Here is a 19,607-nt window from a genome sequence, read left to right on the forward strand (position 1 = left end):
AAAATAGACCTTGCTGATGAATTTGGCGCAACGCGCCAGGGAGCTTTCGACCTCATGTCCAGCCGTAGCGCCTTGTTTTCCGGCACCCCCTGCGCGCTGCTCGCCGGTGCTGTCCCGGCCCACGCGGCGTTGCAGGACGGGCTCCTGGTCACGGGTATCGGCGTTTCCCTGGCGCTGGCGATCGCGGGCTTCGTTGCCGGTTTCCTGGCGCTTGGCCTGCAACGGCGGGCGGCCAGCGAGCAGCGGCGGCTGATCGCCATGGTGGAACGCTCGCTCGCCGACCAGGCGCTGCGAAGCGAGACCGACCTGCGGGCGCTGGTCGACATGGCCGCGGCCGCGCGCCAGGAGCTCGAAACGCTGCCGGGACGGTTAGACGCCGAGGACACGGCGGATGAGGCGGTACCGGAGGACGAACCGGCGGCCAACGTCATCCGGCTCACCGACGAGGTGAAGAAAGCCGCGCGGCAAAGCGAGAGCGCCGGGAGCGACGCCGCCGCGCAAGCGGCCGACGAAACGGAAACCGCGCTGTGCGAAGGGCGTTTCGACCTGGCGCTGGAGCCGGTTCTCTCGATCTCGGATTCGCGCGCCGTCGGGTTCAGCGTTCACGCCGCCGTGGGGGCGCAGGACGCGTTCATTTCGCGGATGACCCACGAACCGCGCCCCGGTTGCCGGCTCGCCTTCGAAGCCTCGATGATGCGACAGGCAGCGGCGGTGGCGCGGCGCCAGCTCGGCGACAGCGCGGCGGACATGCCGCTCTACGTTCCCGTTTCCGCCAGCCTGCTGCAAAACGAAGACGCGGTGGGAAACGTGGCCACGCTCTACCGGAACGAACCCGACCTCGCGCTGTCGCTGATCCCCGTCGTGCCGGTACACCTGATGATCGGCGCCAACCGGAAATGCGGGCCGGCCCTCGAACGCCTGCGCGGCGCCGGCGCGCAATTCGCGGTCGAAGGCTGGCTTGGCGGCGAGGAGTCGCTCGCCAAGCTGAGCGCCTTCGGCGTTCACTGCGTCAGGCTCAGCGCCAACCGCCTGCTCGGACGCGACAAGCTGCGCCCGCGCGACCTCGACGCCGAAAGCATCATTTCCGCCTGCGCCGAGAAGGAATTTCAGCTCGTCGCCATGGACGTGACCACGGACGAGGAAGCCGTCAGCCTGATCGACATCGGCATCGACCGGATGTCCGGGAAGCGTTTCAACGGCCCGAAACGGTTGAAGGCAACGCCGCCACACGGCAAGGGCGTGATCGCCGGCGGCTGAAACGCCCGGCTCTCAGCAGTCATGGTAAACAGGATATAAACTTATTCTGCAATAATTCACTATTTCCGTAAAACCTCATTAAATAGATTTTTTATATAACGCGATGCTGATGCAATTGGCAGGAGCATTGCTGTGTTCAGTTCTTTCAGAAAAAGCGAGTCGGGCAATTTTGCCATCATGACCGCGCTCGTGCTTCCCGCGCTCCTTCTCAGTGTCGGGATCGGCATCGACCTGACGGAAATCCTCCGGCAGCGCCATGCGACCGTCTATGCCATGGAAGCCGCCGGCATCGCGATGGGCCGTCAGATCGAACAGGGCATGGAGGGCGAGGAACTCAAGGCGTTCGGCAAGCAGTTCTTCGAATCCAACCTTGGCCCGGTCGACCCGGCGCAGACCACGCTGACGGTCCTGCTGCCGAACGACGCGGGCAGCGGCGGCGACATCAAGCTGACGACATCGCTGGACTTCAAGCCGCTGTTCCTGACGCCGGCGCTTTCCAGCATGTACCACAACATCTCCCACTTCAATTTCGAGGAGACCGTGAAGGTCCGCACCAAGAACACGGCGGAGATCGCCCTGGTGCTGGACAATTCCGGTTCTATGGATTCGACCGGCTCGGGGTCCAGCAAGAAACGAATGGCGCTGCTCAAGGAAGCGGCCACCTTCCTGGTCGAGGAACTGGCAGCCGACGCCAAGAAGATCAAGCAGATTTCCAAGCCGGTTCAGTTTTCGGTCGTTCCGTTTGCGGCCTCGGTGAACATCGGGTCGCAATATGCCGACGCCGACTGGATGGACAAGTACGGCGACTCCCCGGTTCACCACGAGAATTTCAACTGGAATTCGCTCAAGGACGCCTGGGGCGACACCAAGAAGGCCGTCAAGCAGGGCAACCGCTGGATCAAGACCGGTGCCGGGTGGGGCGCGGAAGAAGGCCAGCCGCTGACCCGCTTCACGCTCTACAACTCGATGAAGAAGCAGATCGGCGAAAACGTCATCCAGGCAGGCAAGTACGAGACCCAACGGGTCTGCAAGTGGTATTACGGTTCACAGTACTGCTACTACACGTCGGTCTGGGTTCCGCCGGTCACCGAGCCGATCTACGGCGCTGCCGAGGCGTGGAAGGGCTGCGTCGAGGCCCGTCCCTATCCCTACAACGTCAACGGCGTGCTGGCCGATTCCAGCGAGCCGGAGTCGCTGATCGTGCCGATGTTCGCCAACGACGAAACGGACAACGGTCCGACAGGATGGTGGCACAACAACTGGATCGACGACGACTACACGGGCGAGCCTTCCAGCTACACCAACATCAAGCGCCACACCGACATGGTGAAGTATTTCCAGCCGCTTCCGGGCAGCTATGCCTCGGCGATGGATTCCGGCCCGAACTTCTCCTGCACCACGACGGCGATCACGCCGCTGCAGGACGTGACGACCTCGGCCGGACTGAAGACGGTCAAGGACGCCATTGACGCCATGGAAGCCAACGGCAACACCAACGTGCCGGAAGGCATGGCCTGGGGCTGGCACACGCTGACCAAGTCGCCGCCCTTCGACCAGGGCCGGGCCGACAGCGACAACAACAACGACAAGGTCATCATCGTGCTGACCGACGGCGCCAACACCTACACCAACCTGCCGAGCTCCTATTACGACCCGGACTACATCAAGCGGTCGACCTATGCTGCGCACGGCTACATGGGCACGAATTACGACGGCGGCAGCAAGCCGAGGCTCTACGAGGGCCTGAGTTCCTCCTTCGCCACCGGGTCCTACAGCGACGCCAACTACACCAAGGCGATGGACGAGCACATGGAGCAGCTGTGCACCAACGCGAAATCGGAGGGAGTCACGATCTTCTCGATCGCGCTGGACCTGCCGTCGAGTTCCTCCACCATCAGCGAGCTGCGCAGCTGCGCGTCGGAATCGCGGTTCCGCAAGGATGCCAACGGCAATTACGAGAAGCTGTTCTACAACGCGACCGGCGGCGAGCTCATGGACGTCTTCAAGGCCATCGCCGACGAGCTGTCGAACCTGCGCATCGTCGGCTGATCAAGCCACCCGCCTGCCATCGAGCGCCCCGCCCTTCCCGGCGGGGCGTTTTGCCTGTAGGGTCCGCCGCGTTTGCCGTCCCTGACGCCGGTTCTTCCGGGTGCCGTTTACCAGCACGAATTTTTCCATCGACGATTTCTTGACTTCGATGCCCGGCGTGATTATCTCCGGCGCCGTTAGCACTCACCAAACGCGAGTGCTAATGCCGCGATAGCGGAGAGATCGAACACAAGTTCATTCACCCAAGGGTAACAGACATGGCCGAGATGAATTTCCGCCCGCTTCACGATCGCGTTGTCGTGCGCCGGGTTGAGTCCGAAGAAAAGACCGCCGGCGGGATCATCATTCCCGATACCGCCAAGGAAAAGCCGTCGGAAGGCGAAATCGTCGCTGTCGGCGAAGGCGCGCGCAAGGACAGCGGCGAGCTGATCCCGATGGCCGTCAAGGCTGGCGACCGCGTCCTGTTCGGCAAGTGGTCGGGCACCGAAGTCAAGCTCAACGGCGAAGACCTTCTGATCATGAAGGAAGCCGACATCATGGGCGTGATCGGCTGATCGCCGGGAACCACACGTTCAAACAACAATCCTCATTTGGGGCACAAGCCCAGGAGTAAGGAAACATGGCAGCCAAGGAAGTCAAATTCAGCCGTGACGCGCGCGAGCGTATGCTGCGCGGCGTGGACATTCTCGCCGATGCCGTCAAGGTGACGCTCGGCCCGAAGGGCCGCAACGTCGTCATCGACAAGGCGTTCGGCGCTCCGCGCATCACCAAGGACGGCGTTTCCGTCGCCAAGGAAATCGAACTGGAAGACAAGTTCGAGAACATGGGCGCACAGATGGTGCGCGAAGTCGCCTCCAAGACCAACGACATCGCCGGTGACGGAACGACCACCGCGACCGTTCTCGCCCAGGCGATCGTCAAGGAAGGCGCCAAGGCCGTTGCCGCCGGCATGAACCCGATGGACCTGAAGCGCGGCATCGATCTCGCCGTCGCCGAAGTGGCCTCCAAGCTGGTTTCTGCGGCCAAGAAGATCAACACCTCCGACGAAGTGGCCCAGGTCGGCACGATTTCCGCCAATGGCGAAAAGGAAATCGGCGACATGATCGCCAGCGCCATGCAGAAGGTCGGCAACGAGGGTGTCATCACCGTCGAGGAAGCCAAGACGGCCGAGACCGAGCTGGAAGTCGTCGAAGGCATGCAGTTCGACCGCGGCTACCTGTCGCCCTACTTCGTGACCAACCCGGAAAAGATGGTCGCCGAGCTGGAAGACGCCTACATCCTGCTGCACGAGAAGAAGCTGTCCAACCTGCAGGCCATGCTGCCGGTGCTGGAAGCCGTCGTGCAGTCGTCCAAGCCGCTGATCATCATCGCCGAGGACGTGGAAGGCGAGGCTCTTGCCACGCTGGTGGTCAACAAGCTGCGTGGCGGCCTGAAGATCGCCGCCGTCAAGGCTCCGGGCTTCGGTGACCGCCGCAAGGCCATGCTGGAAGACATCGCCATCCTCACCGGTGGCCAGGTGATCTCCGAGGACCTCGGCATCAAGCTGGAAAACGTCACGCTCGACATGCTCGGCCGTGCCAAGAAGGTGGCGATCTCCAAGGAGAACACCACGATCGTCGACGGCGCCGGCCAGAAGGCCGAGATCGAGGGCCGCGTTGCCCAGATCAAGGGCCAGATCGAAGAGACGACCTCCGACTACGACCGTGAGAAGCTCCAGGAGCGTCTTGCCAAGCTGGCTGGCGGTGTTGCCGTCATCCGCGTCGGCGGCGCCACGGAAGTGGAAGTGAAGGAGAAGAAGGACCGCGTCGACGACGCCCTCAACGCGACCCGCGCGGCCGTCGAGGAAGGCATCGTGGCCGGTGGCGGCACCGCCCTGCTGCGCGCCTCCAACATTCTCTCGGTCAAGGGCGCCAACGCCGACCAGGAAGCCGGTATCGCCATCGTGCGCCGCGCCCTGCAGTCGCCGGCCCGCCAGATCGTCACCAACGCCGGTGACGAGGCCTCGATCGTGGTCGGCAAGATCCTCGAGAACGCGTCGGAGACCTTCGGCTACAACGCCCAGACCGGTGAATATGGCGACATGATCACCATGGGTATCGTCGATCCGGTCAAGGTGGTTCGCACCGCCCTGCAGGATGCCGCTTCCGTGGCCGGCCTGCTGGTCACCACCGAAGCCATGATCGCCGAACTTCCGAAGAAGGAATCGGCTGCTCCGGCGATGCCGGGCGGCGGCATGGGCGGCATGGACTTCTAAGTCCGGCTTCCATCCGAGACCTACACGAAGGGCGGCTCTCACGGGCCGCCCTTTTTGCATGCCATGCTTTCATACCTGTCCGGCGCAGGCCGGACGTGGCGGCATGGACTTCCAGACCCGGCTTCCATCCGAGACCTACATGAAGGGCGGCTCTCACGGGCCGCCCTTTTTGCATGCCACCATGCTTTCATACCTGTCCGGCGCGGGCCGGACGTGGCGGCATGGACTTCCAGGCCCGACTTCCATCCGAGACCTACAGGAAAGGCGGCTCTCACGGGCCGCCCTTTTTGCATGCCGCCATGCCGCATCGATCGACGGACCAGCGTCCTTCCCGGTCTTGGTTCGCGCCCCTCCGGCCCCATATGTTCAAGGGGACAAGAGGAGCAGACGCCATGGCGACACGCACCGAATCCGACACGTTCGGGCCGATCGAGGTGCCCGGGTCTTCCTACTGGGGTGCGCAGACCCAGCGCAGCCTGCAGAATTTCCGCATCGGGGGCGAGCGCATGCCCCCTGCCCTGATCCACGCGCTGGGGCTGGTGAAGCAGGCCGCGGCGCGGACCAACGCGGCACTGGGCACGCTCGACGGCGAACTGGCGAACCTGATCGAGCGGGCGGCCGGCGAAGTGGCCGCAGGTACCCTGGACGATCAGTTTCCGCTCGTGGTCTGGCAGACCGGATCGGGCACGCAGACCAACATGAACGCCAATGAGGTGATCGCCAACCGGGCCATCGAACTGGCCGGCGGGACAATGGGATCGAAGCGCCCGGTCCATCCCAACGATCACGTCAACCGCAGCCAGTCGTCCAATGACACGTTTCCGACCGCCATGCACGTGGCGGTGGCCATGCAGGCGCGCGACCGGCTGTTTCCGGGCCTCGACCACCTGCACCGGGCTCTCCAGGCGAAGGCGGAGGCGTTTTCCGGCATCGTGAAGATCGGGCGGACGCATACGCAGGATGCCACGCCGCTGACGCTCGGCCAGGAGTTTTCCGGCTACGCCGCCGCGATCGACCTGGCGCGCCACCGCATCGCGGCCAGCCTGAAGGACGTCCTCGCGCTGGCGCAGGGCGGCACGGCGGTCGGCACCGGCCTCAACGCGCCGGACGGATTCGCGACCCGCTTCGCCGAGGAGATTTCCGGCCTGACCGGCCTTGATTTCCGCCCGGCCGGCAACCGTTTCGAGGCGCTGGCCAGCCATGGCGCGCTGGCCCATTTCCACGGTGCGCTGACGTCGCTGGCCGCCGATCTCTTCAAGATCGCCAACGACATCCGCCTGCTCGCCTCCGGCCCCCGGTCGGGCCTGGGAGAACTGTCGCTGCCGGAAAACGAACCGGGCTCCTCGATCATGCCGGGCAAGGTGAACCCGACGCAGGCCGAGGCGCTGACCATGGTCGCGGCGCAGGTGATGGGCAACGAGACCACCGTGGCCTTCGCCGCCTCGCAGGGCCAGTTCGAACTCAACGTGATGAAACCCGTGATCGCCCACGCCGTGCTGCAATCGACCGGCCTCATGGGCGATGCCATGACATCCTTTGCCGAGAACTGCGTCGACGGCATCACGGCCAACGAGCAGCATATCGCCGACCTGGTGGACCGGTCGCTGATGCTGGTGACGGCCCTGGCGCCGGAGATCGGCTACGACAAGGCGGCGTCGATCGCCAAGTCCGCCCATGCGAACGGCACGACGCTGCGCGAGGAGGCGCTGAAAAGCGGCCACGTCGATGCAGAAACCTTCGACCGGCTGGTGCGGCCTGAAACGATGGTCAGCGGCGGCTGACGTTTCCAAAACGTTTACGCTGCGTTGCCCATAACGTGTCTATTCGTGAACAATTTCGCGAGTATTGTCCACGCATCGAAAACAATCCTCGAGGGATCATCCATGAACGCCAATCTTCTCGTGCTGGTCGGCCGCGTGCTGGCCGCCTTCATCTTCATCATGGCCGGCTGGGGCAAGCTTGCCGGCGGCATCGACGGCACGGCCGGCTACATTGCCTCCGTCGGCCTGCCTGCCTCGACGGCCCTGGCCTGGCTGGCCGCGATCTTCGAACTGGTCGCAGGCCTGTTCATCCTCGCCGGCTTCATGACCCGCGCCACGGCGCTGGCCCTGGCGGCCTTCTGCATCTTCACCGGCTTCGTCTTCCACTTCGACCCGGCCGACCAGATGCAGTTCATCAACTTCATGAAGAACCTCGCCATGGCCGGCGGCTTTGCCTTCCTGGCGGTGACGGGCGCCGGTGCCTGGTCGGTGGACGCACGCCGTGGCAAGGCGGCCCCGCTGGCGCTGGCCTCCTGACCAATCCGACCGGTCGCTTGAAGAACAGGAGACCCGGCCGCCTGGCGGCCGGGTCTTTTCCATTTCAGCCCGCGATGCCGCTGCGCCGCGCCAACCGCCCGAGAGCGACTGTCGCGACGACAGCGCCAACCGAAGCGGCTGCCGCGAGACGTGGCGTGCCGAGGATTGCCTCGGTGCCGAAATAGACCAGCAGCAGGCCGAGAATCAGACCGGCTGTCAGCAAGGCGCAGGCAATGCCGGCCATGAGGTCGTTTTCGAGCAAGGCGGCGACCCCCACCGGGACGCTCCGGGTGGCAAACCAGAGCAGCAGCAGGACCGACAGGCCGTAAACGGCCAGTCCAATTGTCATTTCCATGAAATAGCTCCGCAAATCCGCTACGCCGGACCATCCGGCGAATGCGCATGAACGGAACGCATGTGTTTTGGCTTTGTGGTTGGCGGAGCCGCACCAGACCCTTGGGACAGGCCGGGGGACGCGTTCGGGCCGGACACATCGTCCGACTCTCATATTTTGATCCCAGTCCGCGCGAAAAGCAATCGGTCCGCGCGCGACTTTCAGCGGAGGCTATCGCCGATCCGCCCGACGATCTCGCGGGCCAGGGCGGCCTCGGCACCGGCCAGCACACCCTTGCCCGTCACGAGGCAGGCCTGCGACTTCAGGATCACCCCGTCGTCGAGGATCTTCAGGTGGTTGGCGCGCAGCGTGGAGCCCGTGGAGGTGATGTCCACGATCACATCGGCAGAGCCCGCAGCCGGTGCGCCCTCGGTCGCCCCGAGGCTCTCGACGATGCGGTAGACCTGGATGCCGTGGGCGCGGGAGAAGAACTGCTGGGTCAGCCGCCAGTACTTGGTGGCGATGCGAAGGCGCCGGCCATGGCCCATGCGGAATTCCGCCGCGACATCGTTCAGGTCGGCCATGGTGTTGACGTCGAACCAGACTTCCGGAACGGCGACGATCACGTCGGCATGGCCGAAGCCGAGGCGGGCGGAAATTTCCACCTTCTCGTCCCAGGCGGCCAGCGTCTCGCGCACCAGGTCCTCGCCCGTAACGCCCATGTCCACCGTGCCCGCACCCAGTTCGCGCGCGATCTCGGAGGCCGACAGGAAGGCGATCTCGATGCCGTCATGACCGTCGACGCTTGCACGATACTGGCGGGCATCCTCCGGCTGGCGGATCGAATAGCCGGCATTCTCGAAAACGGCGATTGCCTGTTCCTTCAGGCGGCCCTTCGACGGCAGGGCAATGGTGACGGCCATGGCTCAGATCTCCCTTGCCTGCTCGGTCCGGTCGAGCCAGACGGAAAAGCCGACGCCCGATATGGGGGCCGGTGCGCCGAGGAGCGTCAGGAGGCGATCGTAGCGGCCGCCGCCGGCGACAGGCCGTTCCTGCCCGGGGGCATGCAGCTCGAAAACGAGGCCGGTGTAATAGTCGAGGGGACGGCCGAAAGCCGCATCATAGCGGATGAAGCCGAGATCGAGCCCGGCATTGGCGATGGCGGCAACGCGGGCATCGAAGGCCGCCAGTGCCGCATCGATCTTCAGTCCCGCCCTGGCGGCGAAGCCCTGCAGCGTGCTCGACGCATCGGCCAGCGGCGCGCTGATCGACAGGAAATCCTGGAGGGCGGCGATGGCTTCCGGCGCCAGCCGGACGGACGCCAGCCGGGCCTTGTCGATCAATCGGCCCGCGATCTCGGCGGGCGAGCGGCCGGCGGAGGGCGAAATGCCGGTCTCCGTCATCCGGGCGGCAATACGGGCTTCCAGTTCGGCGCGATCATCCCGGGCGACAAGCGCGGCAATGGCGTCATCGAGCTCGGTTTTCTGCCCGCTACCCGAAGAGAGCGCCTCCAGCGCGGCCGCCATCTGGTCTGGCGCCCCGAAGGCGCGGGCAAGGCGCTGCTGCCAGCCGCGCGGCAGGCCAAGCGAGGCGAGCACGGCCTCGAAGACCGCCTGGTCGCCCATTGAGACCGTCAGCGCCTGGGCCGGCATGAGCATGGTCACCAGCGCCAGCGCATCGGCCAGCGACCGGGCATCGGCGCTGTTGATGTCGGTGTCTCCCAGGTCCTCGATGCCGGCCTGGAAGAACTCGTTGCCGCCTTCGCGGCGCTGCCGGAACACCTCGCCGAGATAGGCATAGCGGCGATGGCCGGCCTCGGCCGCCTCGATGTGCATGCGGCAGACCGGGATGGTGAACTCGGGGCGCAGGCACAGGCTTTCGCCGGTTTCGCTCTCGGTCAGGAAGATGCGACGGCGAAGGTCCTCGCCGGCCATGTCGAGAAAGGGATCGGCCGGCTGGATGACCGGCACGTCCACGGCCTCGGCGCCGCGCCTTTCGAACAGGGCGAGGATGTCGCGCGCACTGGAGGGAAAGCGCGGGGTCATGTCATGCGCCCGCCTGCGCCGCCAGCAGTCTCTTCACCTCGGCCACCAGGTCGGCCTCGGCGATCTCGAACTGGCCGGGACGGGCCTCGCGCCATTCCTCGTTGGAGGCGATGGCCTCGGCCTGTCGACGTCCCTCGATCATGTCCTTGACCTGGACGATTCCCTTCCCGCGCTCGTCGGAGCCCTGGATGATGGCGATGGGGCAATGGCGCCGGTCGGCATATTTGAGCTGGTTGCCGAACTTCTTCCAGTTGCCCTGGTACATTTCGGCGCGGATACCGGCATTTCTCAGGTCCTGGACCATCTTCTGGTAACGGCCGAGGGCTTCCGTATCGCCGTCCATGACGGTCACCAGGACCGGCGCGACAACCGGCGTACGGCCGAGCTTGCCGAGGTTCTTCAGGGCGGTCATCAGGCGCGAGACGCCGATGGAAAAGCCGGTCGCGGGCGCGTCCTGGCCGGTGAAGCGCTTGACGAGGCCGTCGTAGCGGCCGCCGCCGCCGACCGAGCCGAACTGGACCGTTTCGCCCTTCTCGTTGACGACGTCGAAGGTCAGTTCCGCCTCGTAGACGGGGCCGGTGTAATACTCGAGGCCGCGGACGACCGACGGGTCGATCCGGATCCGGTCGGGCCCGTAGCCGGCCGCCTGGACCAGACTTTCGATCATCCGCAGTTCCGCCATGCCATGGGCATAGGACTGGGACGCGGGATAGTCGTCCGTGTCGTCGGCGATCAGGCCGATGCCTTTCAGGACGGTCGTGATCTGGGCCTCGTCCAGCCCGGCGCCCCTGGTGAAGTCGCCCTCGCCTTCCTTGCCGCCGTCCCAGCGGCCCGGGCCGAGCAGCAGGCGCACACCGTCAACGCCGAACTTGTCCAGCTTGTCGATGGAGCGAAGCACGGTGAGGCGGCGTTCCGCGTTGTCATCGCCGCCAAGGCCGATGGCCTCCAGCACGCCGTCGAGCACCTTGCGGTTGTTGACACGGATGACATAATCGCCGCGCTGGACGCCCAGCGCTTCCATGGCGTCGGCCATCATCATGCACATCTCGGCGTCGGTCTGGACGCCCGGGGCACCGACGACGTCGGCATCGAACTGCATGAACTGGCGGAAGCGGCCGGGGCCGGGCTTCTCGTTGCGGAAAACCCAGCCGGCGCGATAGCTGCGGTAGGGCAGCGCGATCTCGTTGATGTTTTCGGCGACGTGACGGGCAAGCGGCGCGGTCAGATCGTAACGCAGGCTCAGCCACTGGTCGTCGTCATCCTGCAGCGAGAACACGCCTTCGTTCGGCCGGTCGCTGTCGGGCAGGAACTTGCCGAGCGCATCGGTGTATTCGAACATCGGCGTCTCGACCGGGTCGAAGCCGTAGCGCTCGTAGACCTCGCGGATTTTCGCCACCATCTCGTCTGTCGCGCGGATATCCTCCGGCGAGCGGTCAACGAAGCCGCGCGGCAGGCGCGCCTTCAGTTTCTGCGGCTTCTTCTTTTTCTTGTCAGACATGGAGCGGCCCCAAGCGGCGGGAAACGGAAAAATCGACGTTCTCCTAACCGACAAGGGTTCAACCGGCAAGGGTAACGGGCTAACCGCGGGGCCGTTTCGGGGGCGTAAAATGAAAAACCCGGCCGCGACGGGCCGGGTTTCGTTTTCAGCTAATCAACCGATCGATCAATCGTACGGCGACCAGCACTGGCGGCGCGGCCCGTTGTAGGGCTGGTAGGTGTTGTCCCAGGCCCGGTAGGACCGGTACTTGTGGTCACACCAGCGGTAGTGGGCGCGGGAATGACGGCCACGGCGGCGCGGCGGGTCATAGCTCCGGTCAGCACCGAGCGCGAGGCCCAGTGCGAAGGCCGCCGGCGGGAACCACCAGCCGTTGTGACGGCGCCAGCCGCGATGGTGGCGGCGCGATCCGCGATGGCCGTTGTAGAAGCCGCGGCCGCCGCGGCGATGGAACCCGCGACGATGATGCCGGCGCTGAACCTTGATCACGTCGGACGTGCCGACCTGTGTCTGCACGGTCTGCGGGGTCATCGGGACGGCGACGGCCGTTGCCATCGGAGCAAACGTCATTGCTGCGGCGGCCAGGGCCGACGCCATGAAACCAGTCTTTTTCGGCATTGTCTTCTCCTGAACTTCTCGTCCCTCGGTGGTCAATCCGCAACCCGGGCGATTGTTCCGAGAGCAGGCAGGCCGACCGGCTCAGGATGCGGCTGGCGTCGCGGCCGGGCGTTCAAACTCCTGACGGGCCGCCTCGGCCCTTGCACGGCAGATGCAGCCTTCGAGGTGATCGTTCACCAGCCCCATGGCCTGCATGAAGGCATAAACCGTGGTGGGGCCGACGAAGGTCCAGCCCCGCTTCTTCAGGTCCTTCGACAGCCTCTTCGAAGCCGCGGTCACGGGATTGGCCACAAGGACCTGGCGGGTGACGCGGTCCGGGCGTTCGGCCCTGTCCGGCTCGAAAGACCAGAAGAAGGCGGCAAGCGAGCCGAACTCGTCACGCATTTCCTGCGCGCGTTTCGCGTTGTTGATGGTGGATGCGATCTTGCCGCGATGGCGCACGATGCCGCTGTCCGCCAGCAGCCGCGCGATGTCGGCGTCATCGAAACGGGCCACCCTGTCGATGTCGAACCCGGCGAAGGCAGAACGGAAATTCTCCCGCTTGCGCAGGATTGTGAGCCAGGACAGGCCGGCCTGGAACCCCTCGAGGCAGATCTTCTCGAACAGGCGGACATCATCGGAAACCGGGTAGCCCCATTCCTCGTCGTGGTAGCGGCAATAATCCTCCAGCCCGCCGTGCCAGAAGCAGCGCGGCTGCCCGTCCGGACCGGCCAGAAGCCCCTCACCCGCATCGTCCATGCTGTCCTCTCCTGCCCGTTAACCGGGGTCCTGCCCGGATTCATCCCTGATTCACCACGTCCCTGAAGGGCGGGATAACCATATCGAAAGGTTTCGGTCCCGAATCGCATTTTATGAAAATCGATTCACCTTTCCGACTCCGACACGGGAGCAGGATCGCCGTCAACCTGCGACCGGGCACGTCCCTGGCCGGCCGGCAGGCGAGCCCCTGTGACGAACCAATTGAGAGTACGTCTGATGTTGAAATCGCTTTTCCTGGCGTCCGCCGCCCTGCTCGGCCTGATCGCCGCCAGCGAGGCCCAGGCCGACGGCCGCTATTCCAGCCGGCCACCCGTGGTGGTCAGTCCCGATCTTTCCGCCCCCTGGGTGATGCAACTGCAGCGCGCGCCGGTGAACGCACCGCGGGCGCGCCGTTACCAGAACCTCCCGGCCGGCGTCGGTGTCCGCGTGGCGCCGCCGCCCAAGCGCATCGTCCGCCAGCGGCCGCCGCAGCACCGGACGGTCGACCGCCAGGTGCGCACCGCCGGTTATGCCGTCCGGCCCCTGCCGGCGCAGCCCAAGCGGATGATGAACCCGCTCTACCTGCCCCAGGACGTGGCCTATGACGGCCCGGAAAAGGCGGGCACGATCATCATCGATACCGACAACAAGTTCCTCTACCTCGTCCAGTCCGGCGGCCAGGCACGCCGCTACGGCGTCGGGGTGGCCAAGCCGGGGTTCGAGTGGGCCGGCACGCACAAGATCACCCAGAAGAAGGAATGGCCCGACTGGCGCCCTCCGGCCGAGATGATCGAGCGCGTCCGGCGGCAGGAAGGACGGGTGCTGCCGGTTCACATGGAAGGCGGACCGGCCAATCCGCTCGGCGCGCGCGCCATGTACCTGGGCTCAACGCTCTACCGGATCCACGGCACCAACGCGCCGTGGACGATCGGCGGGAACGTTTCCTCGGGATGTATCCGCATGCGCAACGAAGACGTCATCGATCTCTACAACCGCGTGGACGTGGGCACCCGGGTGATCGTCAAATGAGTTGACCGGAGAGGGACAGGGTCGCGCGGCATGGGGAACAGGCCGCCGACCCGCTTCGGTGAAACGGCGCGGCCCTGGACAACGGCCGCGCCGTTTTCGTGCGCGGCCAGGGTTCCACCGGAAAAATGCCGCCATATTGCTACTTCATCCGTGCTTGCTATCCTAATGGTGTTCCTCGCCCCATGGAGACCGCACCCTGCATCGCCTTGCCCGCATCGACATTACCGAAATCGCAAAGCCGCTTCCCGCGCCCGTCAGCGCGGCGCTTTTCGGCGCCGTCTGCAGCGTGGTGGCGGTGGGATTGCGCGCCCTGACCGATATCTCCCTGCCCGGTGCCGGCCCCTTCGCGCTGGCCGTGCCGGTGGTGCTGATCGCCACGCTGTTCGGCGGCTGGATCGCGGGCGTGGTCTGCCAGTCGCTCGCCGGCCTTCACGCGTGGTACTTCATCCTGCCGATTGCCGGCAGCTTCCGTTTCGAGGACAGCAGCGACGGCCCGCGGGTATTCGTCAACCTGGCCGCCGGCTTCATCTCCGTGCTGCTGGCGGAGATCTTCCGCCGGGCCGCCCGCAAGGCGCTTCATGACCGGGAGATGCTGCTGGTGGAACTGGAGCATCGGGTCAAGAACAGTTTTGCCTCCATCGCGTCGATCATGCGCATGCAGATGCGCGATGCGCCGCCCGACGCCAAGGCGCTGCTGCAAAGCGCGCTCGGCCGCATCGAGAGCTATGCGCGGGCCTACGGCTACCTGCGCTTCCGCTTCGACGACACCGGCTCGGTCCATATCGACGAATACCTGCGCGACCTGTGCACGGCGCTGGAAGACACGGCGACAGCCGACCGGCGTGTCGGGTTTTCCTGCAAGGCGCCCCGCATCGCGATCAACCGCGACAAGGCCATCGTCATCGGACTGCTGGTCAACGAGGTCGCCACCAACAGCATCAAGCATGCCTTCGGCGAGGGCAAGGGGCGCATCAGCGTGGAGTTCCGTCCGGACAACGGCGGCCATGTCCTGACGATCGCCGACGACGGCCAGGGCATCTCGGACGAAACGATGAGGAGCGGCAAGAGCGGCCTCGGCCTGCGACTGATCGAGGCGCTGGCGCAACAGGGCAACGGCACGGTGGAGCGCACCACCGGTCCGGGCGGCACGACCTTCACGGTGAACTTCGCCGGTTGATGTTCCGTCCGGAGCATCTGCGCCACTCGCCGCAGTGCTTCATCCGCTTGTTCCCGAGCGAACCCGGACGCGAAACCGGCGTCCACTTTCGCTGGAATCCGGGCTTGCCAGTCGCAATTCCGGACGCGAAACCGGCGTCCACTTTCGCTGGAATTGCTTTATTCCGCAGCCAGCAGGTCCTTCTTCACCCGGCCCTGCGGCACGCCCGCGGGTTTGTCGCCGCCCCAGGCCCAGTTCAGCAGCTTGACCGTGTGGACGACGGGCAGGCCGGCCGCATCGCCGATCTGGGTGATGCAGCCGATGTTGCCAGCCGCGATCACCTCCGCCTTCGTCGCCTTCAGGTTCCTGACCTTGCGCTCCTTCAGCGTGGCGGCAATATCGGGCTGCATGATGTTGTAGGTGCCGGCCGAACCGCAGCACAGGTGGCCTTCCGCCGGGTCCTTCACCGTGAAGCCGGCCTTCTTCAGCAAGGCCTTCGGCTGCATGGTGATCTTCTGCCCGTGCTGCATGGAGCAGGCCGAATGATAGGCCACTGTCAGGCCGGTCGCGTTGACCGGTTCGGGCAGGTCCAGCGTGGCGAGGTACTCGGTGACATCCTTCGCCAGGGCCGAGACCCGGGCCGCCTTCTCGGCATAGGCACCGTCGAGGCGCAGCATGTGGCCATAGTCCTTGACGGTCGTGCCGCAGCCGGACGTGGTGATGATGATGGCATCGAGGCCGCCGTCCTCGATCAGCCGCCACCAGGCATCGACGTTGCGGCGGGCCTGCCCGAACGCCTGCTCTTCCCGGCCCATGTGGTGGACGAGCGCGCCGCAGCAGCCCTCTCCCTTCGGCACGACGACCTCGATGCCGAGCCGGTTCAGAAGGTCCATCGTGGCCTGGTTGATGTCCGGGTCCAGCACGGGCTGGGCGCAGCCGGACAGGATGGCGACACGACCGCGCTTCCGTCCGCGCGCAGGACGCGGCCCCGGCTTGGCCGACGTTGCATCGGCGGCCAGCGTCCTCGGGGCCAGGCGAAGCATGGCAGCGACCGGCTTCAGCGGCCCGACCCGCTCGAAGACCGGGGCGAAGGGCCGGCCGATCTTCGCCAGGCCGATGGCGGCGCGAAAGCGGCCTCGGTAGGGCAGGACCGCGGCCAGCAGCGAGCGTGTCAGGCGGTTGAGAAGCGGCCGCCGGTAGGTCTTCTCGATATGGGCGCGGGCATGGTCGACGAGATGCATGTAGTCCACGCCCGACGGGCAGGTGGTCATGCAGGCCAGGCAGGAGAGGCAGCGGTCGATGTGGGTGACCACCTGCTCGTCTGCCGGGCGGTTATTCTCCAGCATGTCCTTGATGAGGTAGATGCGCCCGCGCGGCGAATCCAGTTCGTTGCCGAGCGTCACGTAGGTCGGGCAGGTGGCGGTGCAGAAGCCGCAGTGAACGCACTTGCGCAGGATGGATTCCGCCTCGGCGACGCCGGGATCCTGCAACTGCTCGGGTGTGAAACTGGTCTGCATGGGATCAGGCCTCCGCCGCCATGCGGCCGGGATTGAGGATGCCCGCCGGATCGAAGGTTTCCTTCACCCGGCGCGAGAGTGCCGCCACGGCGCGCGACTGCGGCTGGAAGACGGGGATGGAGGCGCGAACCGGCCCGCTGGCGCGCACCAGCGTGGCATGACCGCCGCCGAAGCGGGCGACCGCCGCGCGCACAGCCTGGTCCTCCGGGTCGCCGGTTTCCAGGCGCAGCCAGACGAGCCCGCCCTGCCAGTCGTAGAACGCGGTGGCGCCCACCTGCATGCGCAGCGCCATGACGGCCTTGTGCGCCTCGGACGGCTTCATCGAGATGCGCCAGACCGGCTTGTCTTCCTGCCCGCCGGCGAAGGGCGCCAGGTCGCGCACCTGCGTCCAGAGGGCGGCGGACCGCTCCGCCCCGATCTCCTCGATCTCGCCCAGGGACCCGAGCAGCGCCTTCAGCCTTTCGGCGCGAATGCGGATCGACGTCTCGAAGCCCTCGAGGCGCAGCAGGGTCGCCGGCGCCGATCCGAGCCTGCCGTCGAGAACCTTGTCGGCGACCAGTTCCGGCAGATGCGCGGCGCCGGACACGTCGGCGCTGGTCGCCATGGCGTGGGCGAGCGCGTTGACCGCGTCCTCCTCCAGCAGGCCGCGAATGGCCAGCGTCATCCGGCTTTCCGGCACCGGCTGGACCTTGAAGGTAACCTGCGTCAGGAAGCCCAGCGTGCCCCAGGAACCGGCCATCAGCTTGACCAGGTCGAGGCCGGTCACGTTCTTCATCACCTTGCCGCCGTTGCGGACGATCTCGCCCTGGCCGTTGACGAAGCGCACGCCAAGGAGGGAATCGCGCGCAGCACCTGCCACGAAGCGGCGCGGGCCGGAAATGTTGGCCGCGGCCAGGGCGCCGACGGTCGGCTCGCCGGTCGATCCCAGCAGGGCGCGGTAATCGGCCGGCTCGAAGGCAAAACGCTGCCCGGCCTCGGCCAGGGCCGTCTCGACGGTGGCGACCGGCGTGCCGGCGGCCACCGTGATGACCATTTCGGCCGGGTTGTATTCGATGATGCCGTTCAGGCCGGTGGACGAAAGGGTCGCGGCGGCCTGGAGCGGCCGGCCGATGCCGGCGCGGGTGCCGCCCCCCTCGATCGCCAGGGGCGCCCTGGTCTCCCAGGCGGCGCGAATGATGCCGGCGGCCTCGTTTTCGTCCTGCGGGCGATGGATGGTCGTCATGCGGCCCTGCCTCGTGTCTGGCCCTTCGTCATGTCGAGGGGAAAAACCTTCGACGGGTTCATGATGCGCGACGGATCGAAGGCATCGCGCACGGCAAGCTGCTGCAGGAGGTCGACCTCGTCGTACTGGTGGCGCATGAGATCACGCTTCTCGATGCCCACGCCATGCTCGCCGGTCAGGCATCCGCCGGCATCGACGCACAGGCGCAGGATATCCATGCCCGCTGCCTCGGCCTTCTCCGCTTCTTCCGGGTCGTTGACGTTGTAGAGGATGAGCGGATGCATGTTGCCGTCGCCGGCGTGGAAAACGTTGGCGACGCGCAATCCGTATTTCCTGACGATCACGTCGGTCTCGCGCAGCACGTGGGACAGCTGGCTGAGCGGCACTGTTCCATCCATGCAGATATAGTCCGCGATGCGGCCGGTGGCGCCGAAGGCGGACTTGCGGCCTTTCCAGATCAGCGCCGCCTCCATGGCCGACTGGCTCTCCTTCACGGAGCTGACGCCATGCCGGCGGGCGATCTCGATGATGCGGGCCAGCATGTCGTTCATCTCGGCATCGGAACCTTCCACCTCGACGATGAGCAGGGCCTCGACGTCGAGCGGATAGCCGGCGTGGGCGAAGGCCTCGCAGATCTCGATGGCCTGTTTGTCCATGAACTCGATCGCCACCGGAACGATGCCGGCGGCGATGATGTCGGCGACGCAATTGCCGGCGACTTCCGAGGATTCGAAGCCGAACAGGACAGGGCGGGCGCCTTCCGGCTTGGCGATGAGGCGCACGATCGCCTCGGTGACGATGCCGAGCTGGCCCTCCGAGCCGCAGACCAGGCCGAGCAGGTCATAGCCCGCGGCATCCAGTTCGCCGGCGCCGAGATCGAGGATCTCGCCGTCGAAGGTGACGAGGCGCACGCCGAGCAGGTTGTTCGTCGTCACGCCGTATTTCAGGCAGTGCGCCCCACCGGAATTCATGCCGATGTTGCCGCCGATGGTGCAGGCAAGCTGGGACGAGGGATCGGGCGCATAGAAGAAGCCGTCGCCATCCACCGCGTTGGAAATGTTGATGTTGGTGACGCCGGCCTGCACGCGGGCCATGCGGTTCGGCAGGTCGACCTCGAGAATGCGGCTCATCTTCGACAGGCCGATGACCACGGCATCTTCCTGCGGGATGGCCCCGCCGGACAGCGAGGTGCCGGCGCCGCGCGGCACGACCGGCACCTTTTCACGGGCCAGGTATTTCAGGACCCGGGCGACCTGCTCGGTCGTTTCGGGCAGGACCACGGCGAGGGGAACGCGCCGGTAGGCGGTGAAGGCGTCGGTCTCGAAGGGCACGAGTTCGCGCTCATCGCTGACGAAACATTCCGCCGGCACGAGATCGGCAAGGTCGGCAACAATCTGGGCGCGACGCGCCAGAATGGCCGGATCGGGATCATGAAACCGGATATTCGCCATGCGGACCTCCCTCAGAACTGGTCAAAATCTTTTACCACTTTGCCGACGGCTGTGCAATTGAAGCAATTTCCTCCGTCAGGGCAAAGGCATTTTTCTCTACGGAACAAAATAGGCCGATCCGGCGTCAGGCCTGCAGTTGATGCAT

17 protein-coding genes are annotated in these 19,607 nt (G+C 65.8%); 8 read left to right on the forward strand and 9 right to left on the reverse strand.

Features of this window, described 5'->3' with window-relative positions:
• The first annotated feature begins 54 nt into the window (after positions 1-54).
• From CSC94_RS14915 to CSC94_RS14940, 6 genes are all read left to right on the forward strand, one after another.
• Positions 55-1,257 (forward strand): EAL domain-containing protein, encoded by a 1,203-nt coding sequence (locus CSC94_RS14915; protein ID WP_165784446.1) that lies wholly within the window; start codon positions 55-57, stop codon positions 1,255-1,257.
• 177 nt (positions 1,258-1,434) lie between these two features.
• Positions 1,435-3,306 carry a vWA domain-containing protein gene (locus CSC94_RS14920; RefSeq protein WP_133122906.1) on the forward strand — a complete coding sequence of 624 codons (1,872 nt, stop codon included), beginning with the start codon at positions 1,435-1,437 and terminating at the stop codon, positions 3,304-3,306.
• A 257-nt stretch (positions 3,307-3,563) separates the two neighbouring features.
• Entirely contained in the window at positions 3,564-3,860 is a 297-nt protein-coding gene (gene groES / locus CSC94_RS14925; protein WP_099307153.1) for a co-chaperone GroES, read from the forward strand.
• Between the two features lie 65 nt (positions 3,861-3,925).
• A complete protein-coding gene (groL, locus tag CSC94_RS14930) occupies positions 3,926-5,560 on the forward strand; it encodes a chaperonin GroEL (protein WP_099307154.1) in 1,635 nt (544 codons plus the stop codon).
• 392 nt (positions 5,561-5,952) lie between these two features.
• A complete protein-coding gene (fumC, locus tag CSC94_RS14935) occupies positions 5,953-7,341 on the forward strand; it encodes a class II fumarate hydratase (protein ID WP_099307155.1) in 1,389 nt (462 codons plus the stop codon).
• 102 nt (positions 7,342-7,443) lie between these two features.
• A complete protein-coding gene (locus CSC94_RS14940) occupies positions 7,444-7,857 on the forward strand; it encodes a DoxX family protein (protein ID WP_099307156.1) in 414 nt (137 codons plus the stop codon).
• A gap of 64 nt (positions 7,858-7,921) precedes the next feature.
• Here CSC94_RS14940 and CSC94_RS14945 read toward each other — a convergent pair whose 3' ends face one another.
• The 6 genes from CSC94_RS14945 to CSC94_RS14970 all read right to left on the reverse strand — a co-directional run bounded on the left by CSC94_RS14945 (position 7,922) and on the right by CSC94_RS14970 (position 13,087).
• Positions 7,922-8,212 (reverse strand): hypothetical protein, encoded by a 291-nt coding sequence (locus CSC94_RS14945; RefSeq protein ID WP_099307157.1) that lies wholly within the window; start codon positions 8,210-8,212, stop codon positions 7,922-7,924.
• Positions 8,213-8,412: 200 nt separating this feature from the next.
• Positions 8,413-9,114, reverse strand: a complete 702-nt coding sequence (gene hisG, locus CSC94_RS14950; protein WP_099307158.1) for an ATP phosphoribosyltransferase — start codon at positions 9,112-9,114, stop codon at positions 8,413-8,415.
• A gap of 3 nt (positions 9,115-9,117) precedes the next feature.
• Positions 9,118-10,236, reverse strand: a complete 1,119-nt coding sequence (locus CSC94_RS14955; RefSeq protein ID WP_099307159.1) for an ATP phosphoribosyltransferase regulatory subunit — start codon at positions 10,234-10,236, stop codon at positions 9,118-9,120.
• A 1-nt stretch (position 10,237) separates the two neighbouring features.
• Entirely contained in the window at positions 10,238-11,734 is a 1,497-nt protein-coding gene (hisS, locus tag CSC94_RS14960; RefSeq protein WP_099307160.1) for a histidine--tRNA ligase, read from the reverse strand.
• 165 nt (positions 11,735-11,899) lie between these two features.
• Positions 11,900-12,349, reverse strand: coding sequence for a BA14K family protein (locus tag CSC94_RS14965; RefSeq protein ID WP_099307161.1), 450 nt, complete (start codon positions 12,347-12,349; stop codon positions 11,900-11,902).
• A gap of 81 nt (positions 12,350-12,430) precedes the next feature.
• Complete coding sequence (locus CSC94_RS14970; protein ID WP_099307162.1) at positions 12,431-13,087, reverse strand: DNA-3-methyladenine glycosylase I; 657 nt, start codon at positions 13,085-13,087, stop codon at positions 12,431-12,433.
• A gap of 237 nt (positions 13,088-13,324) precedes the next feature.
• Between CSC94_RS14970 and CSC94_RS14975 the strand changes: the two genes are divergently transcribed.
• A complete protein-coding gene (locus CSC94_RS14975; protein ID WP_099307163.1) occupies positions 13,325-14,116 on the forward strand; it encodes a L,D-transpeptidase in 792 nt (263 codons plus the stop codon).
• 286 nt (positions 14,117-14,402) lie between these two features.
• The gene (locus CSC94_RS14980; protein WP_099307164.1) at positions 14,403-15,293 is read left to right on the forward strand and encodes a sensor histidine kinase; all 891 of its coding nucleotides are present in this window, start codon (positions 14,403-14,405) and stop codon (positions 15,291-15,293) included.
• A gap of 158 nt (positions 15,294-15,451) precedes the next feature.
• Here CSC94_RS14980 and glcF read toward each other — a convergent pair whose 3' ends face one another.
• The 3 genes from glcF to CSC94_RS14995 are packed head-to-tail and all read right to left on the reverse strand — an operon-like array spanning position 15,452 to position 19,462.
• Positions 15,452-16,789, reverse strand: a complete 1,338-nt coding sequence (glcF, locus tag CSC94_RS14985) for a glycolate oxidase subunit GlcF (RefSeq protein WP_099307165.1) — start codon at positions 16,787-16,789, stop codon at positions 15,452-15,454.
• A 4-nt stretch (positions 16,790-16,793) separates the two neighbouring features.
• Complete coding sequence (gene glcE / locus CSC94_RS14990) at positions 16,794-18,011, reverse strand: glycolate oxidase subunit GlcE (protein ID WP_099307166.1); 1,218 nt, start codon at positions 18,009-18,011, stop codon at positions 16,794-16,796.
• Positions 18,008-19,462, reverse strand: coding sequence for an FAD-linked oxidase C-terminal domain-containing protein (locus tag CSC94_RS14995; protein WP_099307167.1), 1,455 nt, complete (start codon positions 19,460-19,462; stop codon positions 18,008-18,010). The genes glcE and CSC94_RS14995 overlap by 4 nt, the downstream gene beginning before the upstream one ends.
• Positions 19,463-19,607 lie beyond the last annotated feature (145 nt).

It is taken from the genome of Zhengella mangrovi, assembly GCF_002727065.1.
Classification (GTDB): Bacteria; Pseudomonadota; Alphaproteobacteria; order Rhizobiales; family Rhizobiaceae; genus Zhengella; species Zhengella mangrovi.

What these genes read in the sequence shown, in the direction of transcription:
- CSC94_RS14915 (WP_165784446.1), top strand. Translation starts at nt 55, where the DNA reads ATGTCCAGCCGTAGCGCCTTGTTTTCCGGCACCCCCTGCGCGCTGCTC.
- CSC94_RS14920 (WP_133122906.1), top strand. Translation starts at nt 1,435, where the DNA reads ATGACCGCGCTCGTGCTTCCCGCGCTCCTTCTCAGTGTCGGGATCGGC.
- groES (WP_099307153.1), top strand. Translation starts at nt 3,564, where the DNA reads ATGGCCGAGATGAATTTCCGCCCGCTTCACGATCGCGTTGTCGTGCGC.
- groL (WP_099307154.1), top strand. Translation starts at nt 3,926, where the DNA reads ATGGCAGCCAAGGAAGTCAAATTCAGCCGTGACGCGCGCGAGCGTATG.
- fumC (WP_099307155.1), top strand. Translation starts at nt 5,953, where the DNA reads ATGGCGACACGCACCGAATCCGACACGTTCGGGCCGATCGAGGTGCCC.
- CSC94_RS14940 (WP_099307156.1), top strand. Translation starts at nt 7,444, where the DNA reads ATGAACGCCAATCTTCTCGTGCTGGTCGGCCGCGTGCTGGCCGCCTTC.
- CSC94_RS14945 (WP_099307157.1), bottom strand. Translation starts at nt 8,212, where the DNA reads ATGGAAATGACAATTGGACTGGCCGTTTACGGCCTGTCGGTCCTGCTG.
- hisG (WP_099307158.1), bottom strand. Translation starts at nt 9,114, where the DNA reads ATGGCCGTCACCATTGCCCTGCCGTCGAAGGGCCGCCTGAAGGAACAG.
- CSC94_RS14955 (WP_099307159.1), bottom strand. Translation starts at nt 10,236, where the DNA reads ATGACCCCGCGCTTTCCCTCCAGTGCGCGCGACATCCTCGCCCTGTTC.
- hisS (WP_099307160.1), bottom strand. Translation starts at nt 11,734, where the DNA reads ATGTCTGACAAGAAAAAGAAGAAGCCGCAGAAACTGAAGGCGCGCCTG.
- CSC94_RS14965 (WP_099307161.1), bottom strand. Translation starts at nt 12,349, where the DNA reads ATGCCGAAAAAGACTGGTTTCATGGCGTCGGCCCTGGCCGCCGCAGCA.
- CSC94_RS14970 (WP_099307162.1), bottom strand. Translation starts at nt 13,087, where the DNA reads ATGGACGATGCGGGTGAGGGGCTTCTGGCCGGTCCGGACGGGCAGCCG.
- CSC94_RS14975 (WP_099307163.1), top strand. Translation starts at nt 13,325, where the DNA reads ATGTTGAAATCGCTTTTCCTGGCGTCCGCCGCCCTGCTCGGCCTGATC.
- glcF (WP_099307165.1), bottom strand. Translation starts at nt 16,789, where the DNA reads ATGCAGACCAGTTTCACACCCGAGCAGTTGCAGGATCCCGGCGTCGCC.
- glcE (WP_099307166.1), bottom strand. Translation starts at nt 18,011, where the DNA reads ATGACGACCATCCATCGCCCGCAGGACGAAAACGAGGCCGCCGGCATC.
- CSC94_RS14995 (WP_099307167.1), bottom strand. Translation starts at nt 19,462, where the DNA reads ATGGCGAATATCCGGTTTCATGATCCCGATCCGGCCATTCTGGCGCGT.